Here is a 22,327-nt window from a genome sequence, read left to right as displayed (position 1 = left end):
CTCTCCTGCTCAGGCCACGCGGTACTGCTCGTCGCGGGCATCGGTGAGGAACATCTGTCCCGGTGCGTGCGTCAGCGCGAACGGCGGCCGCGAGGCCACCACCGCGGCCTGCGCTGTCACCCCGCAGGCCCAGAACACCGGGATGTCGTCCGGTTCGGCGTCCACCGGGTCGCCGAAGTCGGGCCGGGCCAGGTCGGCGACGCCGAGGCCCGACGGATCGCCGCAGTGCACCGGAGCGCCGTGCACCGCCGGCAGCAGACTGCTCTCCCGGATCGCGGCCGCCAGGTGCTGCGGCGGCACCTGGCGCAGGGACACCACCAGCGGGCCGTGCAGCCGGCCCGCCGGCCGGCACCGGCGGTTCGTCACGTACATCGGTACGTTGCGGCCCTGTTCGATGTGCCGGAGCGGGACGCCCGCCCCGGACAGCGCCCACTCGAACGTGAAGCTGCATCCGATCAGGAACGACACCAGGTCGTCGCGCCAGTACGCGCGTACGTCCGTCGGCTCGTCCACCAGTTCGCCGTGCCGCCACACCCGGTAGCGCGGCAGGTCGGTGCGCAGATCGGCGCCGTCCGCGAGAACGGTGGTCCACGAGCCGGCGTCCGTGACGTCCAGGACGGGGCAGGGCTTGGGGTTGCGCTGGCAGAACAGCAGCATGTCGTACGCCCAGTCGGCGGGGACCGAGATCAGGTTGACCTGGGTGTGGCCGGCCGCGACCCCGGCCGTCGGACCGGACAGGCCGTCACGGAACCGGGTCCGGGCGGCTCTCGGGCTCCACGCGTGCGCGTGCTCGTCGGCGAGGAGCAGGGGGCGATCCGTGGTGCCGGGCGAGGGGCGGTCCTGCGTACCGTTCACAGCAGTTCCCTCCCGCGCGTCTCCGGCAGTCCCAGCAGCGCGAGTGCCGCGATGCCGTAGCCGATCGCGCCGAAGACCAGTGCGCCGCCCACGCCCCAGCTGTCGGCGAGGAAGCCGACCGTGGTGGGGAAGGCGGCGCCCACGGCCCGGCCGGTGTTGTACGTGAAGCCCTGGCCCGTGCCCCGCACGGCCGTCGGGTACAGCTCGCTCAGGTACGAGCCGAAGCCGCTGAAGATCGCCGACATGCAGAAGCCGAGCGGGAATCCGAGCACCAGGAGCAGTGTGTCGGCGCCGTCCGGGATGTGGGCGTACGCCAGGATGCACACCGCCGACAGGAGGGCGAAGAGCCAGATGTTGGGCCTGCGGCCCAGCCGGTCGGTGAGATGGCCGCCGGTGAGGTAGCCGGTGAAGGCGCCCGAGATCAGGAAGGTCAGATAGCCGCCGGTGCCGACGACCGACAGACCGCGCTCCGTCTTCAGATACGTCGGAACCCAGGTGGCGAGGGTGTAGTAGCCGCCCTGGACGCCGGTGGAGAGCAGGCCGGCGAAGACCGTCGTACGCAGCAGCCCCGGCGAGTCGGCCGTGCCTCGCCGGAAGATCGCGGCGAACGATCCCCGCCGCGGGTTGCGCTCCCGTACCGTGGCCGCCTCGGGCGCGTCCTGCACCCGGCGGCGCAGCCACACCACCAGCAGGGCGGGCAGGGCGCCGGTCCAGAACATCACGCGCCAGGCCAGGTCGTCGCCGAGGAACGAGAAGACCAGGGTGTACACGACCGCGGCGAGCGCCCAGCCCACCGCCCACGCGCTCTGGACCGCGCCGAGCGTACGGCCGCGGTGCCGGGCACTCGCGTACTCGGCCACCAGGATCGCGCCGACCGCCCACTCGCCGCCGAAGCCGAGGCCCTGGAGCGCCCGGAAGACCAGCAGGGTCCCGTAGTCGGGAGCGAAGCCGCAGGCGACGGTGAACACGGCGTAGGTGAGCACCGTGACCATCAGCGCCCGTACCCGGCCGACCCGGTCCGCGAGGACACCGGCGAGGGCGCCGCCGACGGCGGAGACGACGAGGGTGACGGTGGTGAGCAGTCCGGTCCGGCCGCTGTCCAGGCCGAAGTGGGCGGCCAGCGCGACCATGGTCAGGGGGAGGGCGAAGTAGTCGTAGGAGTCCAGCGCATAGCCGCCGAAGGCGCCGGCGAAGGCGCGGCGGCCGCGTGGACCGAGGGCGCGCAGCCAGCCCGACGCGCCGTCGCCGACGGCGTGTTCAGCGGTGGTGGCGGGGTGGCCGGCGGCCAGGGCCTCAGGTGGAGGGGTCGTGCTCATGGGCACCTCGCAGAGGGATGACGGAGGGGTGCTGGGGGTGAGCCGTGCCGTGCCGTGTCATGCCGTGCGTTGTCGTGCCGTGCGGGGTCGTGCCGTGGGGTGTCGTGCGATGCCGTGCGGGGGCGTGCCGTGCGATGCCGTGCGGGGTCGTGCCGGGTCGTCCGGTGTCGTGTCGAGCCGTGCCGGGCGGCGCCGTGCGTTGTCGTGCCGTGCGGAGCACCGTAGAGGATTGTTCAACGATCCCTCAATACCCCTGTTGTTTCGTCCTGGTGTCTGCGGTTCAATTCCGGGCATGGCAGAGCAGCTGACGGGACTGGCCGACGACCGCGCGCTCCTGGGGCGCACCAGCACCGCCGAACGCGTCTCGGACATCCTCAGAAGCCGCATCGCCGACGGCTACTTCCCGCCGGGGACCCGGCTGTCGGAGGACAGCATCGGCGGGGCGCTCGGGGTCTCGCGCAACACGCTGCGCGAGGCGTTCCGGCTGCTCACCCATGAACGTCTGCTCGTCCACGAGCTCAACCGGGGCGTCTTCGTCCGGGTCCTGACCGTCGAGGACGTCGAGGACATCTACCGCACCCGGATCCTCGTGGAGTGCGCCGTCGTGCGCGGTCTGGGGGAGCCGCCGTACGCGGTGGAGGGTCTGGCCGCGGCGGTCGCCGAGGGCCGGTCGGCGGTCGTCGAGAACGACTGGAAAGCAGTGGGTACGGCGAACATCCACTTCCACCGGGAACTCGTCACCCTGGCCGGCAGCGAGCGCACCGACGAACTGATGCGCAGCGTCTTCGCCGAGCTGCGGCTGGCCTTCCACGTCGTGGACGACCCCCGGCGGCTGCACGAGCCCTACCTCGCCCGCAATCGACAGATCCTCCGGGCGCTGGAGGACGGGGACGGCGGCGAGGCCGAAAAGCTGCTGGAGGTCTATCTCGCGGATTCGCTGGAGCGGGTCGTGGAGGTGTACCGGCGAAGGGTCGGGCAGGGCGAGCAGGGGGCGGCCACCGCGGCCGAGTGAGCCGGCGGCGCGTGGCTGGCGCGGTGCGAGCCGGGGGTACGCCACCGGGCCTGTCGGTCCGGCGTCCGGCGGCCGGGGCGAGGGGGGCCGCCGTGGGGCTCGTGTGAGAGGGGCCACGGCGGGGCTCGTGTGAGGGAGACCACCACGGGGCGGGCGTGGGGGACTCCCGTCGGGCCGCCGTCGGGGCCGTGCGGGCGGACCGGACCCGGGGCCGGCGCGGACGCAGCCGCCCCGGGGCCGGTGGTGCAGGGGGCCGGCGCAGGGGCGGTGTGACAAGCGTGACGCCGGGCCCCATCTGCGTCGTTTGGGTCGTTGTCAGATGGAGGACCTAGTCTGTGCACCGTGACTTCGCCTGCATCGCCGGACAGCGTTCCGCCCCAGCTCAGCGCGGCGCCGCGACTCGCACCGGGTCCGGCCGCCGACGAGGGGCTGGCGCGGCGGCTGCGCGCGCTCGCCTGCACGGCGCCGATCCACGACCTCGACGCCCGCAAGGCCAACCTCGCGGGCGCGTACTCGGTGTACGGCATGGCGGAGATCGCCCTCGCCGCGATCGACCTCGTCACACTGAACATGGACTTCGACACGGGCGCCGACCACGACCAGATAGTGACCAGGCTCGTCCCGCGCATCACCGCCCAGGCCCCGCAGCGCTCCGCCGCCGAGCACGAGCGGGTGGCCCGCTGGGTCCTGGAGAACCTGATCAACGTCGGCAGCGTCGACCGCGGCTTCCGGGCCATATACGGCACGTTCACCACCGACGGCAGCTATGTGCGCCGCGACTACGACTTCAAGCTGATCGAGGAGGTCCCCGGCCCCGGCGGCAGCGTCTACCTGCGCACGACGGACGAGGCCGTCAACGTCCTGGTGGGCGCCCTCGACACCGATGTCACCAGCGCCCAGATCGCCGCCGAGGTCAAGCTGGAGGTGCTCATCAGCCGCGGCCGGCTCGCCGACGCCCAGCTCGCCGCCGAGCAGGCCCGCTACCGCACCGTGCAGTACTCGGAGACCCTGCGCCGGGCGCTGGACGCGACCCGGCGCAACGTACGGGCCGTGGACTGGCTCAACTCCGTGCCCGACATGATCGCCGAAGCCCTCGACCACGTGGCCGACCGCTACCGCCACGAGAACGCGATCCTCACCAACATCCGCAAGGCCCGCGACGAGTCCGAGGACCCCGAGCAGAAGCGGCGCGCCGCCGAGCTCGTCGACATCGTGAAGGACTGCATCCGCCGCCACACGCAGTTGCAGTCGCGCCTGCTGGAGGCCGGGCCGCTGTTCCGCGCGGAGCAGGACCGGCAGGCCTTCGCCACCCCGATGACGACGTCCGGGATCGACCTGTACGGACATCTCGTCGCCCCGGCGCTGCCGCTGCCGGTCGAGCAGGCGGTCCGGGTCACCGACGCGTTCTTCGCCCGCGGGACGGGTCTGCGCACGCCCGTGTCGGTGCGGGTCGCGGATCTCGTCGACATCCTGCTGACGCCCCCGGTGGAGCGTGAGCACCTCGGCGCGGAGATGCCCGAGCCCGACCTCATCGCCACGCCGGACGACAGCCGGTTCAGCGAGGAGCAGCTGGCGGCGGCGATGAAACTGCTCGACCTGCCGGCGGACGCCCCGCGACGGCTGTCGGGGCTGCTCGCCGACGCCCGGCGACGCGACGCCGAACTGCCCTATCTGGTGGCGCTGCTGGCCGTCCACGCGGCCAGCCCGGCGGTGGGCACGGCCTACCGCCAGGGCGAGGAGAAGCTGCTGTTCGCCGTGGACGACGGGACCGAGCTGGACGACCCGGAGTTCGGCGGCGCCGACCTGATCGTCGGCACCGCGCTCCTGGACGCCGCCGGGATGGCGGCGGACCGGACGGAGGCGGCATGAGCCGGCCCGAGAACCGAACGAACGACCGCCGACGCAACAAGGAGTCCCGACCGTGAGCGAGTACGTCGAGTGGAGTGAGCCGGACGCCGGTCCCGTTCCGGCGACCGCCGCCGTCACCCCCGCCGACGCCGCCGACGCGGCGCGCCTCGTCGCTTTCGGGCTCCAGCCCAAGGTGCAGCCCGCGCGCGACCAGGAGTACGCCGATCTGCTGCGCCGCTACCGGGAGGACCCGCCGTTCGCACGGCTCGCCGACGCCGTGGCGGCCGGCCTCGGGCTCGTGGTGCTGGAGGTCTCGCCACGGGCGGGGATGGCCGTGACCGCGGCCGAGGACTCGGTGTTCGCCGTCCGCATGGGCGACTACGCGCGCCGCACGTCCGCGGATTCCGGGGACCGCTTCCTGCACGGCCTGGCCCACCTCGCGGTCGCCGCGCTGGCGTTCCCGCGGCCGGAGGACCTCGCCGACGACGGGTACATCGGCCGGGTGAGCGTCAACGGCGTCGACGCGTTCGTCCGCCAGGCCTGCCGCAGGCTGGAGGAGCGCGCGGACGAACAGGGCCACAACAGCGACCCCGCGACCGACGCCCCCGGTCTGGAGGCCGCCTGGCGGATCTGGGCCAGACGCAGCGCGACCGGCGCCACCAAGGACGCGCGCCGCCTCGCCGGCTCCACGACCGGCATCGTCGGCAAGGCGGTCGCCTTCCTCACCGACTCCGGCTTCCTCCAGCGCACCGGCGACGACGGCGGCGGCACCTACCGCACCACGGCCCGCTACCAGCTCCAGGTGCGGGACATGGCGGGTGGCGCGGCCCTGGCCGAGCTCATCGAACTGGGCGTCGTCCCGGTCACCGACGGCACGCCGACCCTGCTGCCCGCCGAGGACACGGACGACCTGCAACTGGTCGCCGACGCGGGCCTGCCGTTCCACTCCTGAGGCGCCCACAGCGCCCACAGCGCGCCGGAAGTCCCCGGAGGGCCCGAGTCCTCGAAGGGCCCGAAGCGCGCCGGAAGCCGCTGGACCGCCGCAGGCTTCCGCCCCCGCTCTGCCGACCGATCTGCCGAAGACTTACGAGAGTCCGCCATGTACGAGCTGTCCCGGGTCCGTCTCTACTCCATCGGGCCCGCCGGTGCGCGTTACGCCGACACCGTGCTTGACCTGCGAGGTGTGGGCGACGTCGTGCCCGACCCCGCACCCACCCAGGCGGAGTTCTTCGAGGAGGAGCCCGTCGGCCCGCCGCGCCGGCCCGCGCCCGCCGGCGTGCTCTTCCTGGAGAACGGCGGCGGCAAGTCGGTCCTGCTCAAGCTGATCTTCTCCGTGATGCTGCCCGGCCACCGCAACACGCTCGGCGGCGCCAGCTCCGGCGTGCTGCGCAAGTTCCTGCTCGCCGACGACTGCGGGCACGTGGCACTGGAGTGGCAGCACGTGCTGACCGGCGAGTGCGTCGTCGTCGGCAAGGTCAGCGAATGGCGCGGCCGCCAGGTCTCCAACGACCCGCGGAAGTTCGCCGAGGCCTGGTACTCCTTCCGGCCCGGTCCCGGGCTGAGCCTGGACAACCTGCCGGTCGCCGAGGCCACCGCGGTACGGCCGCCCGTCGAGGGCCAGTCCGGCGCGCAGGGCCGGCGCCGCACCATGAAGGGCTTCCGGGACGCCATCACCGACGCGGGCAAGGCCTACCCGCACCTGGAGGTGCACTGGGAGGAGATCCACGACCGCTGGATCGAACACCTCGGCGACCTGGGCCTCGACCCCGAACTCTTCCGCTACCAGCGCGAGATGAACGCCGACGAGGGCGAGGCCGCCGGCCTGTTCGCGGTCAAGAAGGACTCCGACTTCACCGACCTGCTGCTGCGGGCCGTCACCGACACCCGCGACACCGACGGACTCGCCGACCTCGTCAGCGGCTTCGGCAACAAGCTGGGGCGACGCGCCGAACTGATCGCCGAACGCGACTTCACCGCCGGGTCGGTGGACCTGCTCGGCCGGATCGTGGAGGCCACCGAGGCACGCGCACGCGCGCGTGACATCCACACGGCGGCCGAGCGCCGTACCCGTACGCTGGCGCGTCGGCTGTCCACCCGCGCGGTGCGCGAACGCACGCGTGCCACCGACCTCGCCCAGCGGGTCACGGCCGCCGCCTACGCCGTCACCCACGCCGAGGGAGCGCGTGAGCGCAGCGCCCTCGTCGCCGCCGAACTCGCCTACCGGCACGCCTCGCTGGCCCTGGCCGCGGCCGAGAAGTCGGCCGCCGCACAGAAGCGCGAGCTCGCCGAGGCGCGCACCCTGCACGCCGCCTGGCAGGCCGCCGAGGCCGTACTGCGCCACCGGGCCGCCACCGACCGGGTCACCCGGGTGTCCGCCGCGATCCAGGAGGCCGAGCGCGATGCCGCACCCGCGCTCGCCGCCCGGACCAAGGCCGCCGTCGATCTCGTACGAGCCCTGCACCTGGCCGCGGAGAACGCCGAGACCCTCGCCAACGAGGAGGAGGAGCGGTCCGCGGCGCTCCAGGAGGCCGGCGACTCGGCCCACCGGGACTCCACGTCCGCCGCGACCGAGTCCCAGCGCGCCCGCAGCGAGATCGGACACCTGCGCCAGCGCCTGGCCGAGGTGGAACAGGAGACCGCCGAGGCGGTGCGCGCGGGCTGGCTCGACGACAGCGCGCCCGACGCCGACCCCGCGCGCGCGGCCCTCGCCGCGAGCGACGCCGAACAGACGGCCGTCGCGGCCTGGGACACCGCACGCGAGGCGTCCCGCCGGGCGAGCGAGCACGCCCGGGAGGCGGCGTCCGCGGAGTCCCGCGCCGAACTGACCGCGGCCCGCGCGGCGGACGCCGCGACGGCGGCCGAGCGCTCCCGCGAGGCCGAACTGCGCCTCGCCGAGGCACTTGCCGCCGAGGAGCGGCTGGCCGACCTGTTGGGACTGACCCACGGTGACGCGCAGACGGGCGGCCCGCGGACCCGGCAGGACATCGGCCAGGACGCCCCGGACGGCGCCCTTGCGCCCACGGAGCTGGACCGCTTCGCCGACGAACTGCGCGAACTCCTCGCCGAAGCCGTCTCCGCCGCGGAACGGCAGCTCTTCGAGCTGCGCACCGCGGCCGCCGACGACGCGCGCATCCTCGGCGCGCTCGGCGACGGGGGACTGCTGCCGCCCGGCCCGGACGTACTGGCCACCGTGGAGTTCCTCGGCGAACACGGCATTCCCGCGCTGCCCGGCTGGCGTTATCTCGCCCAGGCCGTCGACCCCGCCGACCACGCGCGTGTGCTGGCCGCCCGCCCCGAACTCGTCGACGGTGTGATCATCACCGATCCGGACTCGCACGCACGGGCCCGGGAAGCCCTCGGCAACGCGGCGCTGCTGCCCCGGTCGACCGTGGCGGTCGGCACCGCGGCCGCCCTCCTCGCGCCCACCCCGGCCGCGGAGTCGCAGGACAGCGGTGTCTTCCTCGTACCGCCGAACCCGGCCATGCACGACGAGCACGCCGCCGACGAGGAGCGGCAGGCCCTGCGGGCGCGGGCCGCGGAGCGCGACGAGGAGATCCGCGGCCTTGCCGCCCGCCTCGGCAAGGACCGCGAACTGGCCGCCAGGCTCGCCTCGTGGCGCACGGGCTGCCCGGCCGGCCGGCTCGCGCAGCTGGACCAGCTCGCCCAGGAGGCACGCGCGTTCGCCGAGGAGGCCGAGGCCGAGCTGGCCGAGGCGCGGACCGTGCGGGCCGAGGCCGAGGAGACCGCCGCCGAGGCCGCACGGGTGCGCGACGAACGACAGGAGAGCGCCCAGCGCGCCCGGCGGGCCGCGGACGCCCTCGCCGGGCTCGCCTTCCGGCTGCGCGAGCGCGCCGGCTGGCAGGTGAAACTGCGTGAACTGGCCGACGACGCCACCGAGTCGGAAGCCCGCGCCCAGACCTGCCTGGAGCGGGCCCGGGCCGCCGACGAGGACCGCCGCGCCGCCCAGCGCGCCGCCGACGACAGCCGTCGCACGGCCCGCGCGCTGCGCGCCGAGCGGGCCGAGATCGCCGGCGCCCCCGACGACGTGCCGCAGGACGACCCGCACGCGTCCCAGGCGTCCCTGCCCGCCCTGCGTGAGGCCTACCGGGCCGCCTCCCAGGTCTACGAGAAGGTCGGCGTCGGCGCCGATCTGCGTGCCGAGCAGGCCCGCGCGGAGAGCGACGAGAGCGCGGCACGGACCGAACTGGACCGGCTGAGCAACAAGGTCCGTACCCGCGCCGAGCAGCTGCTCCAGTCGCCGGACGGCTCCGACGGACCGTCCCGGCAGGCCGCGGCCGCACGGGCCGAGGAACTGGTGCAGCTTCTGGAGACCCGGATGTCGCACGCCAGCGAGCAGCTCGGGCGGCTGCGCGGCGAGGCCGAGCGGCACGCACCGGAGGACGGCGAGGCACACACCGAGCTGTCCGAGGAGCTCCAGCCGCGCGACGCCGACCACGCGCAGGCGCTGCGGCGCACCGCCGGCACCGAACTGGCCGCCCGTACCGAGGCGTTGGTCGAGGCTCGCGGGGCGCACTCCGAGCTGCTGGATGCGCACCGGGCCGCCGAGGACGCCGTCGGCGGTTTCGAGGAGACCGCCGCGATGCTCCGCGACCTGCTGCGCGAGCACGCGTCCGAGGAGGAGCAGGAGGAGGTGGAGCCCTACCCCGGCACTCTGGAGGAGGCCCGGCAGTCGGCCGCCGAGTCCCGCCGTTCGCTGCGCGGTTGCGCCGCCGACCTGTCCACCGCGGAGGCGTCCGTGCGCGAAGCCGGCGACATCCTGGTCCGGCACGCCAACTCCACCCGCTACGAGCAGGTCCGCACCCCGGCCCGCCAGCAGATCCGCGAACTGCCCGCCGCGGCGCTGCCCGAGCACGCCCAGAAGTGGGCCGACGCCTTCGCGCCCCGGCTGCGCGTCCTCACCGACGAACTGGCGCAGCTGGAGCGGAACCGGGACTCGATCGTGGACCGGCTGCGGGGACTGGTGGAGTCGTCCCTCGCCACCCTGCGCTCTGCCCAGCGTCTGTCCCGGCTGCCCGAGGGGCTCGGCGAGTGGTCCGGACAGGAGTTCCTGCGCATCCGGTTCGAGGAACCCGACCAGGCCACGCTGACCGAACGCCTCGGTGAGGTCGTCGACGAGGCGACCCGGGCCGCGGTGAAGAAGAACTCCGATCTCCGGCGTGACGGGATGTCCCTGCTGCTGCGGGGAGTCGGTGCCGCCCTCCAGCCCAGGGGCATCGCGGTCGAGATCCTCAAGCCCGATGCCGTCCTGCGCGCCGAGCGTGTGCCCGTCGGCCAGATGGGCGACGTGTTCTCCGGCGGCCAGCTGCTCACCGCGGCCATCGCCCTGTACTGCACGATGGCCGCCCTGCGCTCCAACGACCGGGGCCGGGACAAGCACCGGCACGCCGGCACCCTGTTCCTCGACAACCCCATCGGCCGCGCCAACGCCACCTATCTGCTGGAGCTCCAGCGGGCGGTGTCCGACGCGCTCGGTGTCCAGCTCCTCTACACCACCGGCCTGTTCGACACCACGGCGCTGGCGGAGTTCCCGCTGGTCATCCGGCTGCGCAACGACGCCGACCTGCGCGCCGGCCTGAAGTACATCAGCGTGGAGGAGCACCTGCGGCCGGGTCTGCCCCAGCAGGCCCCCGCCGGAGAAAGCGAGTCGGTCCACAGCGAGATCACGGCGACCCGGATGTTCAAGCGGCCCGCGTAGCCGTGGCCCGGACGGGCCGTGGCACAGCCGCGGCCCGCGCGGTGGCTCGTGGGGGGAGTCGAGTGGTTCTCCCCACGAGCGGGGCCGGGGCGGAACCGGTCAGGAGTGCGACAGCTGTCCGGTACCGTCGGCCCTGGCTATGCGCTTCTTCGCCCGCTCGTCGGCCCGTGCCTGCCGCCGGGCCCGGCGGCGCTCGCGGCGCAGCGCCCGGGCGGTGCTGCTGGGGACCGACACCACGCCGTTGCGCTGGTTCCAGACCTGGCGCGTGATCCAGACGTCGAGTGCGCCCCAGGTGGCCACCACGGTGCCGGCCACGCTGCCGATCACCATCGGGAACGCCAGCCACGAGCCCGCCAGGGTGCACAGGACAGCCGTCATCGCCAGGATCAGCGTCACCGCGATGAACAGCACCGCGCGAACGGCCGCGTTGCGCACCGGGTCCGGCATCCGGCGCCGGCGGGCGGGTTCCTCGACCCACAACGGCCGGTGCTGCGGCCGGTCCTGGACCGTCTCGCGCACAGCGTCCCGGGCCGTCTGCGGTGCCGGTCCGTGTCCATCCGCCGGAATGTCGTGATCCGGTGCCTCGCGCCGCCGAGGCACCGTCCTGTGCGCCACCGCGCCGTACTCCGGCGCGTCATGCCGCTCCGCCGTGCCCATCACCGTGTCACTCCCCACCGCCAGCAGACCCCTCGCCCGGTCCGAAGACCCCGACTCCCCAGTGGCTGCCCGGCTTGCGCTGTTTTACGCCGCCCGGGTGCGAGATGCGGCTCCTGTGGCCGATTCCGCCCCCGACTCCCGTAGAAAAAGACGAACGAAGTCTCCCGAAGATTCCCAATGAACGAAAAATTCTGGCCAACTACCCGTACGGGAACGCGGGATCGGCCTCGTCGGTCGCTGCCGGTTTCGGGGAGGCAATCTCCCGCAATGACATGACAACTCGCCATGTCTTGACGCTGGTTCGGAATTTCGGCTTCCGGATGCCTCTTCGAGTTACTCGTGCGTCAGTAGTAGGCTCGCGCCGTTTATTGACGCACAGGTGTACCCCCCTTCCCTGTGGGGGTCGAGCTGGGGGAGGCCATGCGCTTTCGCGGGAAGTCGATCCGCCGGAAGATCGTGGCGCTGCTGCTCGTGCCGCTGGTGTCCCTGACCGCCGTCTGGGGCTTCGCCACGGTACTCATGGGCCGCGAGGTGAACCGGCTGTTCAACGTGTCGTCGGTGGCGGACAGGATCGGCTACCCCGTCGAGGACACGGCTCGCGCCATCCAGCAGGAACGCCGCCAGACCCTGGTCTACCTCGCCGACCCGCGCGCCGCCGACGCCCTCGCCGCGCTCCGCCGCACCCGTCGGGCGACGAACGAGGTCATCGCCAGGATCCGCGGCAACTCCGACAGCGCCGCCGTCCGTGATGTCCTGGACCAGGACGACACCGAGGCCCTCACCGCCGTCCTGGACGCCTTCGACGGCATCGGCTCGCTGCGCCGCAGCGTCGAGGACGGCACCGTCTCCCGCGCCCAGGCACTCGACCTCTACAACCGTCTGATCGACCCCTGCTACGCCCTGCTGGCCACCATCGACGTGGTCGACAGCGTGGACATGGACAAGCAGTACCGGGCCCTCGTCAACGTCGCGCGAGCCCGCGAACTGCTCTCCCAGGAGGACGCCCTGCTGGGCTCCGCCCTGGTCGTGGGCCGGGTCACGCGCGAAGAGGTCCACCACCTCTCGAACATCGAGGCACAGCGGGCCGCGGTGTACGACATCAGCCTCCCGCAGCTGCCGACCGCCGAACGCGACCGCTACGAGCGCTTCTGGAAGAACGCCACCACCGCCCCGCTGCGCACGGCCGAACAGTCCGTCCTGGCCTCCCGGCCGGACGACATGCCCCGTGGCGTGACCGCCGAGAACTGGGACGTCGCGGCAGGCAACGTGCTCGACGAACTCGCCCACCTCGACGACCAGGCGAACGACCGCTTCCAGGACCGGGTCCGCCCCATCGCGATGGGCGTCATCGTCCAGTCGGCCGTCGTCGGCGTGCTCGGCCTGATCGCCCTGCTGCTCTCGCTCTTCCTGTCCGTGCGCATCGGACGCAGCCTCATCCGCGACCTGCGCCAACTGCGCCTGGAGGCCCACGAGGCGTCCGGTGTGCGGCTGCCCAGCGTGATGCGCCGGCTGTCCGCGGGCGAGCAGGTCGACGTGGAGACCGAGATGCCGCGTCTGGAGTACGACAGGAACGAGATCGGCGAGGTCGGCCAGGCGCTCAACACCCTGCAACGGGCCGCCGTCGAAGCCGCCGTCAAACAGTCCCAGCTGCGCGCCGGAGTCTCCGAGGTGTTCGTCAACCTCGCCCGCCGCAGCCAGGTCCTGCTCCACAAGCAGCTCACCCTGCTCGACACCATGGAACGCCGGACCGACGACACCGAGGAACTCGCCGACCTCTTCCGCCTCGACCACCTCACGACCCGTATGCGGCGGCACGCCGAGGGCCTGGTGATCCTCTCCGGCGCGGCCCCCTCGCGGCAGTGGCGCAAACCCATCCAGCTCATGGACATCGTGCGCGCCGCCGTCGCCGAGGTCGAGGACTACGAACGCATCGAGGTGCGCCGACTGCCCCGCACGGCCATCACCGGCCCGGCGGTCGCCGACCTCACCCATCTCGTCGCCGAACTCCTCGAGAACGCCACGGTGTTCTCGCCGCCGCACACCGCCGTCCAGGTGCTGGGCGAACGGGTCGCCAACGGTTTCACCCTGGAGATCCACGACCGTGGCCTCGGCATGACCGCGGAGGCACTGCTGGACGCCAACCTCCGGCTCGCCGAGACCCCCGAGTTCGAGCTGTCCGACACCGACCGGCTGGGTCTGTTCGTGGTGAGCCGGCTCGCCCAGCGGCAGAACGTCCGGGTCTCCCTCCAGCCGTCCCCCTACGGCGGCACCACCGCCGTCGTCTTCATCCCGGACGTCCTGCTGACGGACGACGTCCCGGACACCAACGGCATCGGATTCCGCCTCGACCGGCCCCGGCCCTCGCCCGAGGGATCTCCCGCCGAGAGCCGGCGCACCACACTCTCCCCGACGCCCGTGCCACTGCCCGGTCTGCCCGCCTCGCTCCTGGACGGGCCCGTCGAACTGGAAGGCCCCCTCGGCCTCGAAGGCCTCGACGGCTTCCCGGGCGTGCTCGACAGCGAGGACGGCGAGGAGGACGAAGCCGGCGGGCTGTTCCGCCCGCGCCGCTCGATCGTCCCCGCCCCGGACGGGACGAGCAGGGCCGAGGGAGCGAGCGCGGCGGCCGGGCCGAGCGGCCCCGGCGGCGAGCGCAACCGCAGATACACCGACCCCCAGCGCCCGGCGGACCGCATCGACCCCGGCGAGCATCCGAGCACCCCGCTGCCGTTGCCCCGCCGCAGCTCCCCCAAGCTGGTCAGCTCCCACGGCCGCCCCGTGACCGAGCAGCGCTCCCGGCGCCGCGAGCCGGACGAGGAACCGTCCGCGGTGCCGGGCCCGCGCGGCCTGGGCACGGACAACCCGGCCACCGACGGCCCGGCACCCCTGCCGACCCGTCGCCGCGGGGTCACCGCGCCCCTGAGCCGGACCCGAGGCGCCGCCGGCCACGGCGACGGACTCCCCGATACCACCAGCCCCCGGGCCACCGGGCCGGACGAGACGCCGGTCGCCCCGGCACTTCCCACCCGCACCCGGCGCCGCACGGACCCGCCGAGCGGACCGGACGCCACCGAACGCCCCCTGCGCACCCCGGATCACGAGACAGCCCCCGGCACCGGCCCACTGCCCCGCCGGGTGCGGCAGGCCAACCTGGCACCGCAACTGAAACAGGATCCCGCGCGACGCGCGCAGGACAGCACGGAGCTCGCGGAACGCGACGCCGACGAGGTACGCAGCCGCATGGCCTCACTCCAACGCGGCTGGCAACGCGGCCGCCAGGAGAACGCCGAGAGCGAAGACTCCCACAGCGACACGGCATCACAAGGAACGACAGAGGGGGACGGTCGATGACCGCACCGAAGGCAACCGACCACACCACGAACGGCAAGGGCGAGCTGAACTGGCTCCTCGACGAACTGGTGGACCGCGTCGCGAGCATTCGCAAGGCCGTCGTGCTCTCCGGAGACGGTCTCGCCATCGGGGTCTCCAAGGACCTGACCCGGGAGGACAGCGAGCACCTCGCCGCCGTCGCGTCCGGATTCCACAGCCTCGCCAAGGGCGTGGGGCGGCACTTCGACGCGGGCAACGTCCGTCAGACGGTCGTCGAGCTCGAGGAGGCCTTCCTGTTCGTGACGGCCGCCGGCGACGGCAGCTGCCTCGCCGTGCTCGCGGACGCCGACTCGGACGTGGGCCAGGTCGCCTACGAGATGACACTCCTGGTCAAGAGAGTCGGCGCACATCTGGGTGCCTCCCCGCGTACCGACCTGCCCTCGGGCGGGTAGTGAGATGGCATGAGCACAGACGGTCAGCGCAGAAGCCACTGGTTCGACGACGACGCCGGACCGGTCGTCCGTCCGTACGCCATGACGCGCGGCCGCACCACGGGTGCGGCTCAGCACCGCCTCGACCTGATCGCGGTGGTCGTCACCGAACCCCACGGAGACGACCCCGAAGGCGACCACAGCCTCTCCCCGGAACACGTGGACATCGTCGAGCTGTGCCGCGACACCCCGCAGTCGGTCGTCGAACTCGCCGCCGAGCTCGATCTGCCCATCGGAGTGGTCCGGGTCCTCGTCGGTGACCTCGTGACCGGGGAATTCGTCCATGTGAACCGGCCCGTACCGCCTGCCGAACTGCCGGACGAGAGTATTCTGCGCGACGTGATCGACGGCCTCCGGGCGCTGTGAGCAGCGCGGAAGCGAGGTGAATACGTGACAGGCTGGCAGTTCTGGGTGGACCGGGGCGGTACCTTCACCGACATCGTCGCGCGGCGCCCCGACGGCCGGCTGCTGACGCACAAGCTGCTGTCGGACAGTCCCTCGCGCTACGCCGACGCGGCGGTCGCGGGAGTGCGCGCGCTCCTCGACGACTCCCGGGACCCCGTGGCCGCCGTCCGGATGGGGACGACGGTCGCCACCAACGCCCTCCTGGAACGCAAGGGCGAACGCACTCTGCTCGTCATCACCCGCGGCTTCCGCGACGCCCTGCGCATCGCCTACCAGAACCGGCCCAGCATCTTCGCCCGCCGCATCGAACTGCCCGAGCTGCTGTACGAGCGGGTCGTCGAGGTCGACGAGCGCATCGCCGCCGACGGCACCGTCCTGCGCGCCCCCGACCCGGACGCTCTCGCGGGTCCCCTCCAGGAGGCCTACGACGACGGCATCCGCGCCGTCGCCGTGGTCTGCATGCACAGCCACCTCCACCCCGGACACGAACACGCCGTCCGCGCGGTGGCCGCCCGCATCGGCTTCCCGCAGATCTCGCTGTCCAGCGAGGTCAGCCCGCTGATGAAGCTGGTCCCGCGCGGCGACACCACCGTCGTCGACGCCTACCTCTCGCCGGTGCTGCGCCGCTACGTCGAGCACGTCGCCGGCGAACTCGAAGGCGTGCGGCTGATGTTCATGCAGTCCAACGGAGGACTCGCCGAGGCACACCAGTTCCGCGGCAAGGACGCCATCCTCTCCGGCCCCGCCGGCGGCATCGTCGGCATGGCCCGCATGTCGCAGCTCGCCGGCTTCGACCGCGTCATCGGCTTCGACATGGGCGGCACCTCCACCGACGTCTCGCACTTCGCGGGGGAGTACGAACGCGTCTTCACCACACAGCTCGCCGGGGTGCGGCTGCGCGCGCCGATGCTGGACATCGACACGGTCGCGGCCGGGGGCGGCTCGATCCTCCACTTCGACGGCTCGCGCTACCGCGTGGGTCCTGACTCGGCGGGCGCCGACCCCGGCCCGGCCTGCTACCGCGGCGGCGGTCCGCTCGCCGTCACCGACGCCAACGTCATGCTCGGCCGCATCCAACCCGCCCACTTCCCCCGCGTGTTCGGGCCCGACGCCGACCAGCCCCTCGACGACGTCCTCGTCCGCCGCCGCTTCGCCGCCCTCGCACGCGAGATCCACGAGCAGACCGGCGACGACCGCAGCCCCGAGCAGGTCGCCGAGGGCTACCTGCGGATCGCCGTGGCCAACATCGCCAACGCGGTGAAGCGGATCTCCGTCCAGAAGGGCCACGACGTCACCCGCTACACCCTCACCACCTTCGGCGGCGCGGGCGGCCAGCACGCCTGCAAGGTCGCCGACTCGCTCGGCATCCGCACGGTCCTCGTACCCCCCATGGCCGGCGTCCTGTCCGCACTCGGCATCGGCCTCGCCGACACCACGGCCATGCGCGAGCAGTCCGTCGAGGCACCGCTGGAGCCGTCCGCCATGCCCGGGATCCACAAGACGGCCGCCGACCTGGAGGCCGCGGGCCGCGCCGAACTCCGGGCCGAGGACGTCCCCGAGGACCGCATCCGGGTCACCCGCCGTGCCCAGCTGCGTTACGACGGCACCGACACCACCCTCACCGTCGAGCTGACCGAGCCCGACACCATGAGACACGCCTTCGAAGAACGTCATCGCGCCACGTACTCCTTCGTCCTGGACCGCCCGATCGTCGTCGAAGCCCTCTCCGTCGAAGCCACCGGCCTCACCGACCCCCCCGATCTGTCCGCCCTCGCCCCGTACGAAGGCCGCTCCCGCGCGCCGGAGACCGTCCGCCTCCACACCGGCGGCGTCTGGCGCGACGTACCCCTGTATCACCGCGAGGGCCTGCCCCCCGGCGAGACCGTCACCGGACCCGCGATCATCGCCGAGGCCGGCGCCACGACCGTCGTCGACGACGGCTGGCGGGCCGCGACGACCCACGACGGGCATCTGGTCATGGAACGCGCGACGGTCACGCAGAGTTCCGATCTCGACACGGAAGTCGACCCGGTTCTGCTCGAGGTCTTCAACAACCTCTTCATGTCGATCGCCGAACAGATGGGCGCCCGGCTGGAGTCCACGGCCCAGTCCGTCAACATCAAAGAGCGTCTCGACTTCTCCTGCGCCCTGTTCGACCCGGACGGGAACCTGGTGGCCAACGCCCCGCACATCCCCGTCCACCTGGGCTCGATGGGCACCAGCGTCAAGGAGGTCGTCCGCCGCCGCCGCGACACCATGCGGCCCGGCGACACCTACGCCGTCAACGACCCGTACCACGGCGGCACCCACCTTCCGGACGTCACCGTGATCACCCCCGTCTTCGGCACCGGCCCGGCCGACGGCACGGAGAGTGAGCGGATCCTGTTCCACGTCGCCTCCCGCGGCCATCACGCCGAGATCGGCGGCATCGCCCCGGGCTCCATGCCCGCCGACAGCCGCACGATCGAGCAGGAGGGCGTCCTCTTCGACAACTGGCTGCTCGCCGAGGGGGGCCGGTTCCGGGAGGCGGAGACCCTCCGCCTGCTCACCGACGCCCCGCACCCCTCACGCAACCCGAGGATCAACCTCGCCGACCTCCGTGCCCAGATCGCGGCCAACCAGCGGGGCGTGGAGGAAGTCGGCCGCATGATCGAGGACTTCGGCCTCGACGTCGTCCAGGCCTACATGAGGCACGTGCAGGACAACGCCGAGGAAGCGGTGCGCCGGGTCGTCGACGCCCTGGACGACGGCGAGTGCGCCTATGAGACCGACTCGGGCGCCGTCATCCGGGTACGCGTGCGCGTGGACCGAGACAACCGCCGGGCGACCGTCGACTTCACCGGCACCTCGACCCAGCTCGCCACGAACTTCAACGCACCGTTCTCCGTGGTCAACGCGGCCGTCCTGTACGTCTTCCGCACCCTGGTCGACGACGACATCCCGCTCAACGACGGCTGTCTGCGCCCGCTCGACATCGTCGTGTCGCCGGGTTCCATGCTCGCCCCGCGGCCGCCGGCCGCCGTCGTCGCGGGCAACGTGGAGACGTCCCAGGCGATCACCGGGGCCCTCTACGCGGCGCTCGGGGTGCAGGCGGAGGGCTCCGGCACCATGAACAACGTCACCTTCGGCAACGAACGCCACCAGTACTACGAGACGGTCGCCTCCGGATCCGGCGCGGGGGACGGCTTCCCCGGCGCCTGCGTCGTCCAGACCCACATGACCAACTCGCGGCTGACGGATCCCGAGGTCCTGGAATGGCGGCTGCCGGTCCGGCTGGAGGAGTTCGCCGTCCGGCCCGGCAGCGGTGGCGCCGGACGCTGGCCCGGCGGGGACGGAGCCGTCCGCCGGATCCGGTTCGATGAACCCATGACCGTCTCCACCCTGTCCCAGCACCGCAGAGTGCCGCCGTACGGCATGGCCGGCGGCGCGCCCGGCGCCCTGGGCGCCAACCGGGTGGAACGTGCGGACGGCACCGTCGTCCGGCTCCGCGGCAGCGACTCCGTGGACGTCCGCCCCGGCGACGTGCTCGTCGTCGAAACCCCCGGCGGCGGAGGCTACGGCCTGCCGTCGGCCGACCCCCACACAGCAGGAGAAGAGATCGATGATCCTCGGGCGTTCTGAGCGCGGCAAGCACCTGATCGAGCCCGTCACGCTCAAGATCCTGGTGGCCGGCGGCTTCGGCGTGGGCAAGACCACGCTGGTCGGCGCGGTCAGTGAGATCAAGCCGCTGCGTACCGAGGAACTGCTCACCGAGGCCGGGCGCCCGGTCGACGACCTCAGCGGCGTCGAGGGCAAGCACACCACCACCGTCGCCATGGACTTCGGACGCATCACGCTGCGCGAGGACCTTGTCCTGTACCTGTTCGGCACGCCGGGCCAGGAGCGCTTCTGGTTCATGTGGGACGAGCTCTCCGAGGGCGCGCTCGGCGCCGTCGTCCTCGCCGACACCCGGCGCTTGGAGGACTGCTTCGCCGCCATCGACTACTTCGAGCGGCGCTCCATACCCTTCCTCGTCGGCGTCAACTGCTTCGAGGGGGCCGCGCGCTACCCGGCCGAAGCCGTCCGCAAGGCCCTCGACCTCGACGACGACGTGCCGCTCCTGCTGTGCGACGCCCGCGACCGGGAGTCGGTCAAGGACATCCTCGTCGGCGTCGTCGAGCACGCGATGACCCATGCGGCGGACCGCCGCCGCGCCGTCACCACCTGACCGCACGGCCGACGCGCCGCGCGGTCCGCTCCGCCGGACAGACAGGCCCTAATGGTCGCCGTCGTCCTCCATCCAGCCGAAGCTCTTCTCCACCGCCTTGCGCCAGTTGTGGTACTCGCGGTCGCGCACCGAGGGGTTCATGCCGGGTGTCCACTCGACGTCCTGCTGCCAGTGCGCCTTGAGTTCGCCGAGGTCGTGCCAGACGCCGGTGGCCAGCCCGGCCGCGTACGCGGCGCCCAGACAGGTCGTCTCGGCGACCTTGGGCCGGATGACGGGAACGTCGAGCACATCCGCCTGGTGCTGCATGAGCAGGTTGTTCTTCGTCATGCCGCCGTCCACCTTCAGGGTCGTGATCTGCACCCCGGAGTCCTGGAACATGGCGTCCACGACCTCGCGCGTCTGCCAGCTGGTCGCCTCCAGCACCGCGCGCGCGAGATGTCCCTTCGTGACGTACCGGGTCAGCCCGGTGATGACACCGCGCGCGTCGGAGCGCCAGTACGGTGCGAACAGACCCGAGAACGCGGGCACGATGTACGCGCCACCGTTGTCGTCGACGCTCTCCGCCAGGGTCTCGATCTCCTCGGAGGTCCGGATGATGCCGAGCTGGTCGCGGAACCACTGCACCAGCGCACCCGTTATCGCGATGGAGCCCTCCAGACAGTAGACGGGCGTCTCGGTGCCGATCTTGTAGCCGATCGTCGTGAGCATCCCGTTCTTGGACGGCACGGGGCGGTCGCCGGTGTTGAGCAGCAGGAAGCTGCCCGTGCCGTACGTGTTCTTCGCCGTTCCCACGTCGTAGCAGGCCTGGCCGAACAGGGCCGCCTGCTGATCGCCCAGTGCCGCGGCGACCGGCACGCCGGCGAGCTGGCCGACGGCGGTTCCGTACACCTCGGCGGACGACTTGATCTCGGGCAGGACGGCTTCCGGCACGTTCATCGCGGACAGGATCGAGGGGTCCCATTGCAGGGTTTCCAGATTCATCAGCATGGTGCGGCTGGCGTTGGTGACGTCGGTGACGTGCTGCCCGCCGTCGGTCCCACCGGTCAGGTTCCAGATCAGCCAGGAGTCGATCGTGCCGAAGGCGATCTCGCCACGCTCGGCGCGGTCCCTCAGGCCCGGCACGTTGTCCAGCAGCCAGGCTGCCTTGGGGCCGGAGAAGTAGCTGGCCAGCGGCAGCCCGGTCTGGTCGCGGAAGCGGTCCTGCCCGTCCCCGCCGCCCAGTTGGTTGCACAGGGCGGTGGTGCGCGTGTCCTGCCACACGATGGCGTTGTGCACCGGCTTGCCCGTCGCCCGGTCCCACAGGACCGTCGTCTCGCGCTGGTTGGAGATACCGAGCCCACTGAGATGGTCGGCCCGCAGGCCGGCGTTCGCGAGCGCCCCGGCGACCACCGCCTGCACCCTGGCCCAGATCTCCGTGGCGTCGTGCTCCACCCAGCCGGGCTTGGGGAAGATCTGGCGGTGCTCGCGCTGGTCCACGGCGACGACCGCACCGTCCTGGTTGAAGACGATGCAACGGCTGGACGTGGTGCCCTGGTCGATCGCGGCCACGTACTTCTCGGCGTTGTCCGTCATGGCTACCCCTTGGGCTCGGGTTCAGAAGGCTGCGTTGTGGAGGAGGCCCGCCCGTACCCCTCCGGCCGGCGGACCGGCGACCGGGACCCGCGCGTACGCCCGGTCGGAGGTGCCCTTGTCCGGGATCGGCAGGAAGGTGTGCACGATAGGCCGACCGAGGTCGCGCGCCGGGTCGACGGCGTAGCCGGCCGGCAGGCCGAGGGAGAGGCCGATACCGGCCACGAGCATGGTGACGGCCGCGCGGGCGCCGGTGCCGGACAGGACGAGGAACGCGGCACCGATGATCTCGCCGACGACTGTGTCTCCACTGCTCATGGCGGCTCCTAGGCCGGGCCCGGTGGGTCGGCCCCGGCTGCTCCGTGCAGCGTGCGGTTCCCTTGGCGACTTCCGCCCGGCGGGGAGTCCCGCGCCCCGCCCGGCGTCCGTGACGAGCGTGCCCTCGCAGCCGAACCGCCCACGGACAAGCGGGCCTCGACCCGGGGGCCCGCACGGCGCAGTGCCGCAATCCGCCGAGAATGTACGGCGATGCCGACTGACACCGGGAAGTTTTCACCGGCACCCGAGGAGCGTCAAGCGCACCGACAGCGACGGTTGGGCCCGGCGTGCCGGAGCGTGCAGCCCGCACCGCGGCCGCCCGGTGAGCTCGGCAGTGTCGGAGCGGCCTTCAGAGTCAGGCTACCCCGGGCCGGGCTCGGGGGCCCGTCCGGCATGTCCCGCCCCAGGCCAAAGGCCACTGCCCCGGTCGGCCCGGATGCGCCGCCTCCCACGCCTCCGACCGGCCTTCCGCGCCGTCGCGTCTCCGACCGGCCCCCACGCCTCCGACCAGTCTCCGACCGGCCCCCACGCCTCCGACCAGTCTCCGACCGGCCCCCACGCCTCCGACCAGTCTCCGACCGGCCCCCACGCCTCCGACCAGTCTCC

General features: G+C 72.7%; 13 protein-coding genes and 1 pseudogene. 9 read left to right on the top strand and 5 right to left on the bottom strand.

The window, feature by feature from the left end:
• Positions 1 to 9: 9 nt before the first annotated feature.
• Positions 10 to 855 carry a putative hydro-lyase gene (locus tag ACZ7OY_RS21410; RefSeq protein WP_471912832.1) on the bottom strand — a complete coding sequence of 282 codons (846 nt, stop codon included), beginning with the start codon at positions 853 to 855 and terminating at the stop codon, positions 10 to 12.
• Positions 852 to 2,171 (bottom strand): MFS transporter, encoded by a 1,320-nt coding sequence (locus ACZ7OY_RS21405; RefSeq protein ID WP_471912831.1) that lies wholly within the window; start codon positions 2,169 to 2,171, stop codon positions 852 to 854. The genes ACZ7OY_RS21410 and ACZ7OY_RS21405 overlap by 4 nt, the downstream gene beginning before the upstream one ends.
• Before the next feature lie 292 nt (positions 2,172 to 2,463).
• On the opposite strand from ACZ7OY_RS21405, the gene ACZ7OY_RS21400 reads away from it, so the two are divergent.
• From ACZ7OY_RS21400 to ACZ7OY_RS21385, 4 genes are all read left to right on the top strand, one after another.
• Positions 2,464 to 3,183 (top strand): GntR family transcriptional regulator, encoded by a 720-nt coding sequence (locus ACZ7OY_RS21400; RefSeq protein WP_471912830.1) that lies wholly within the window; start codon positions 2,464 to 2,466, stop codon positions 3,181 to 3,183.
• A 342-nt stretch (positions 3,184 to 3,525) separates the two neighbouring features.
• Positions 3,526 to 5,052 (top strand): hypothetical protein, encoded by a 1,527-nt coding sequence (locus ACZ7OY_RS21395; RefSeq protein WP_471912829.1) that lies wholly within the window; start codon positions 3,526 to 3,528, stop codon positions 5,050 to 5,052.
• Between the two features lie 52 nt (positions 5,053 to 5,104).
• Positions 5,105 to 5,983 carry a hypothetical protein gene (locus ACZ7OY_RS21390; RefSeq protein ID WP_471912828.1) on the top strand — a complete coding sequence of 293 codons (879 nt, stop codon included), beginning with the start codon at positions 5,105 to 5,107 and terminating at the stop codon, positions 5,981 to 5,983.
• Between the two features lie 147 nt (positions 5,984 to 6,130).
• Positions 6,131 to 10,747 carry a coiled-coil domain-containing protein gene (locus tag ACZ7OY_RS21385; RefSeq protein ID WP_471912827.1) on the top strand — a complete coding sequence of 1,539 codons (4,617 nt, stop codon included), beginning with the start codon at positions 6,131 to 6,133 and terminating at the stop codon, positions 10,745 to 10,747.
• Positions 10,748 to 10,846: 99 nt separating this feature from the next.
• Here ACZ7OY_RS21385 and ACZ7OY_RS21380 read toward each other — a convergent pair whose 3' ends face one another.
• Positions 10,847 to 11,404, bottom strand: coding sequence for a hypothetical protein (locus tag ACZ7OY_RS21380; protein ID WP_471913128.1), 558 nt, complete (start codon positions 11,402 to 11,404; stop codon positions 10,847 to 10,849).
• 420 nt (positions 11,405 to 11,824) lie between these two features.
• Between ACZ7OY_RS21380 and ACZ7OY_RS21375 the strand changes: the two genes are divergently transcribed.
• The 5 genes from ACZ7OY_RS21375 to ACZ7OY_RS21355 are packed head-to-tail and all read left to right on the top strand — an operon-like array spanning position 11,825 to position 19,834.
• On the top strand, positions 11,825 to 14,752 hold the full coding sequence (locus ACZ7OY_RS21375) for a nitrate- and nitrite sensing domain-containing protein (protein ID WP_471912826.1): 2,928 nt from the start codon (positions 11,825 to 11,827) through the stop codon (positions 14,750 to 14,752).
• Complete coding sequence (locus tag ACZ7OY_RS21370) at positions 14,749 to 15,183, top strand: roadblock/LC7 domain-containing protein (RefSeq protein WP_351604795.1); 435 nt, start codon at positions 14,749 to 14,751, stop codon at positions 15,181 to 15,183. The genes ACZ7OY_RS21375 and ACZ7OY_RS21370 overlap by 4 nt, the downstream gene beginning before the upstream one ends.
• 9 nt (positions 15,184 to 15,192) lie before the next feature.
• Positions 15,193 to 15,588, top strand: coding sequence for a DUF742 domain-containing protein (locus ACZ7OY_RS21365; protein WP_351604798.1), 396 nt, complete (start codon positions 15,193 to 15,195; stop codon positions 15,586 to 15,588).
• Between the two features lie 24 nt (positions 15,589 to 15,612).
• Positions 15,613 to 19,248, top strand: coding sequence for a hydantoinase B/oxoprolinase family protein (locus tag ACZ7OY_RS21360; protein WP_471912825.1), 3,636 nt, complete (start codon positions 15,613 to 15,615; stop codon positions 19,246 to 19,248).
• On the top strand, positions 19,229 to 19,834 hold the full coding sequence (locus ACZ7OY_RS21355) for a GTP-binding protein (protein WP_471912824.1): 606 nt from the start codon (positions 19,229 to 19,231) through the stop codon (positions 19,832 to 19,834). Before ACZ7OY_RS21360 ends, ACZ7OY_RS21355 begins: the two co-directional genes overlap by 20 nt.
• Before the next feature lie 48 nt (positions 19,835 to 19,882).
• On the opposite strand, the gene glpK is transcribed toward ACZ7OY_RS21355, so the two are convergent.
• Positions 19,883 to 21,406 carry a glycerol kinase GlpK gene (gene glpK / locus ACZ7OY_RS21350; protein WP_471912823.1) on the bottom strand — a complete coding sequence of 508 codons (1,524 nt, stop codon included), beginning with the start codon at positions 21,404 to 21,406 and terminating at the stop codon, positions 19,883 to 19,885.
• 21 nt (positions 21,407 to 21,427) lie between these two features.
• Positions 21,428 to 21,703, bottom strand: a pseudogene (locus tag ACZ7OY_RS21345) (MIP/aquaporin family protein); the annotation flags it as partial.
• Between the last annotated feature and the right edge of the window lie 624 nt (positions 21,704 to 22,327).

The sequence above is a fragment of the Streptomyces sp. NPDC107559 genome, from assembly GCF_055657365.1.
Note: the sequence above shows the minus strand (reverse complement) of the source record. Positions and strands in the feature narration are given on the sequence as shown.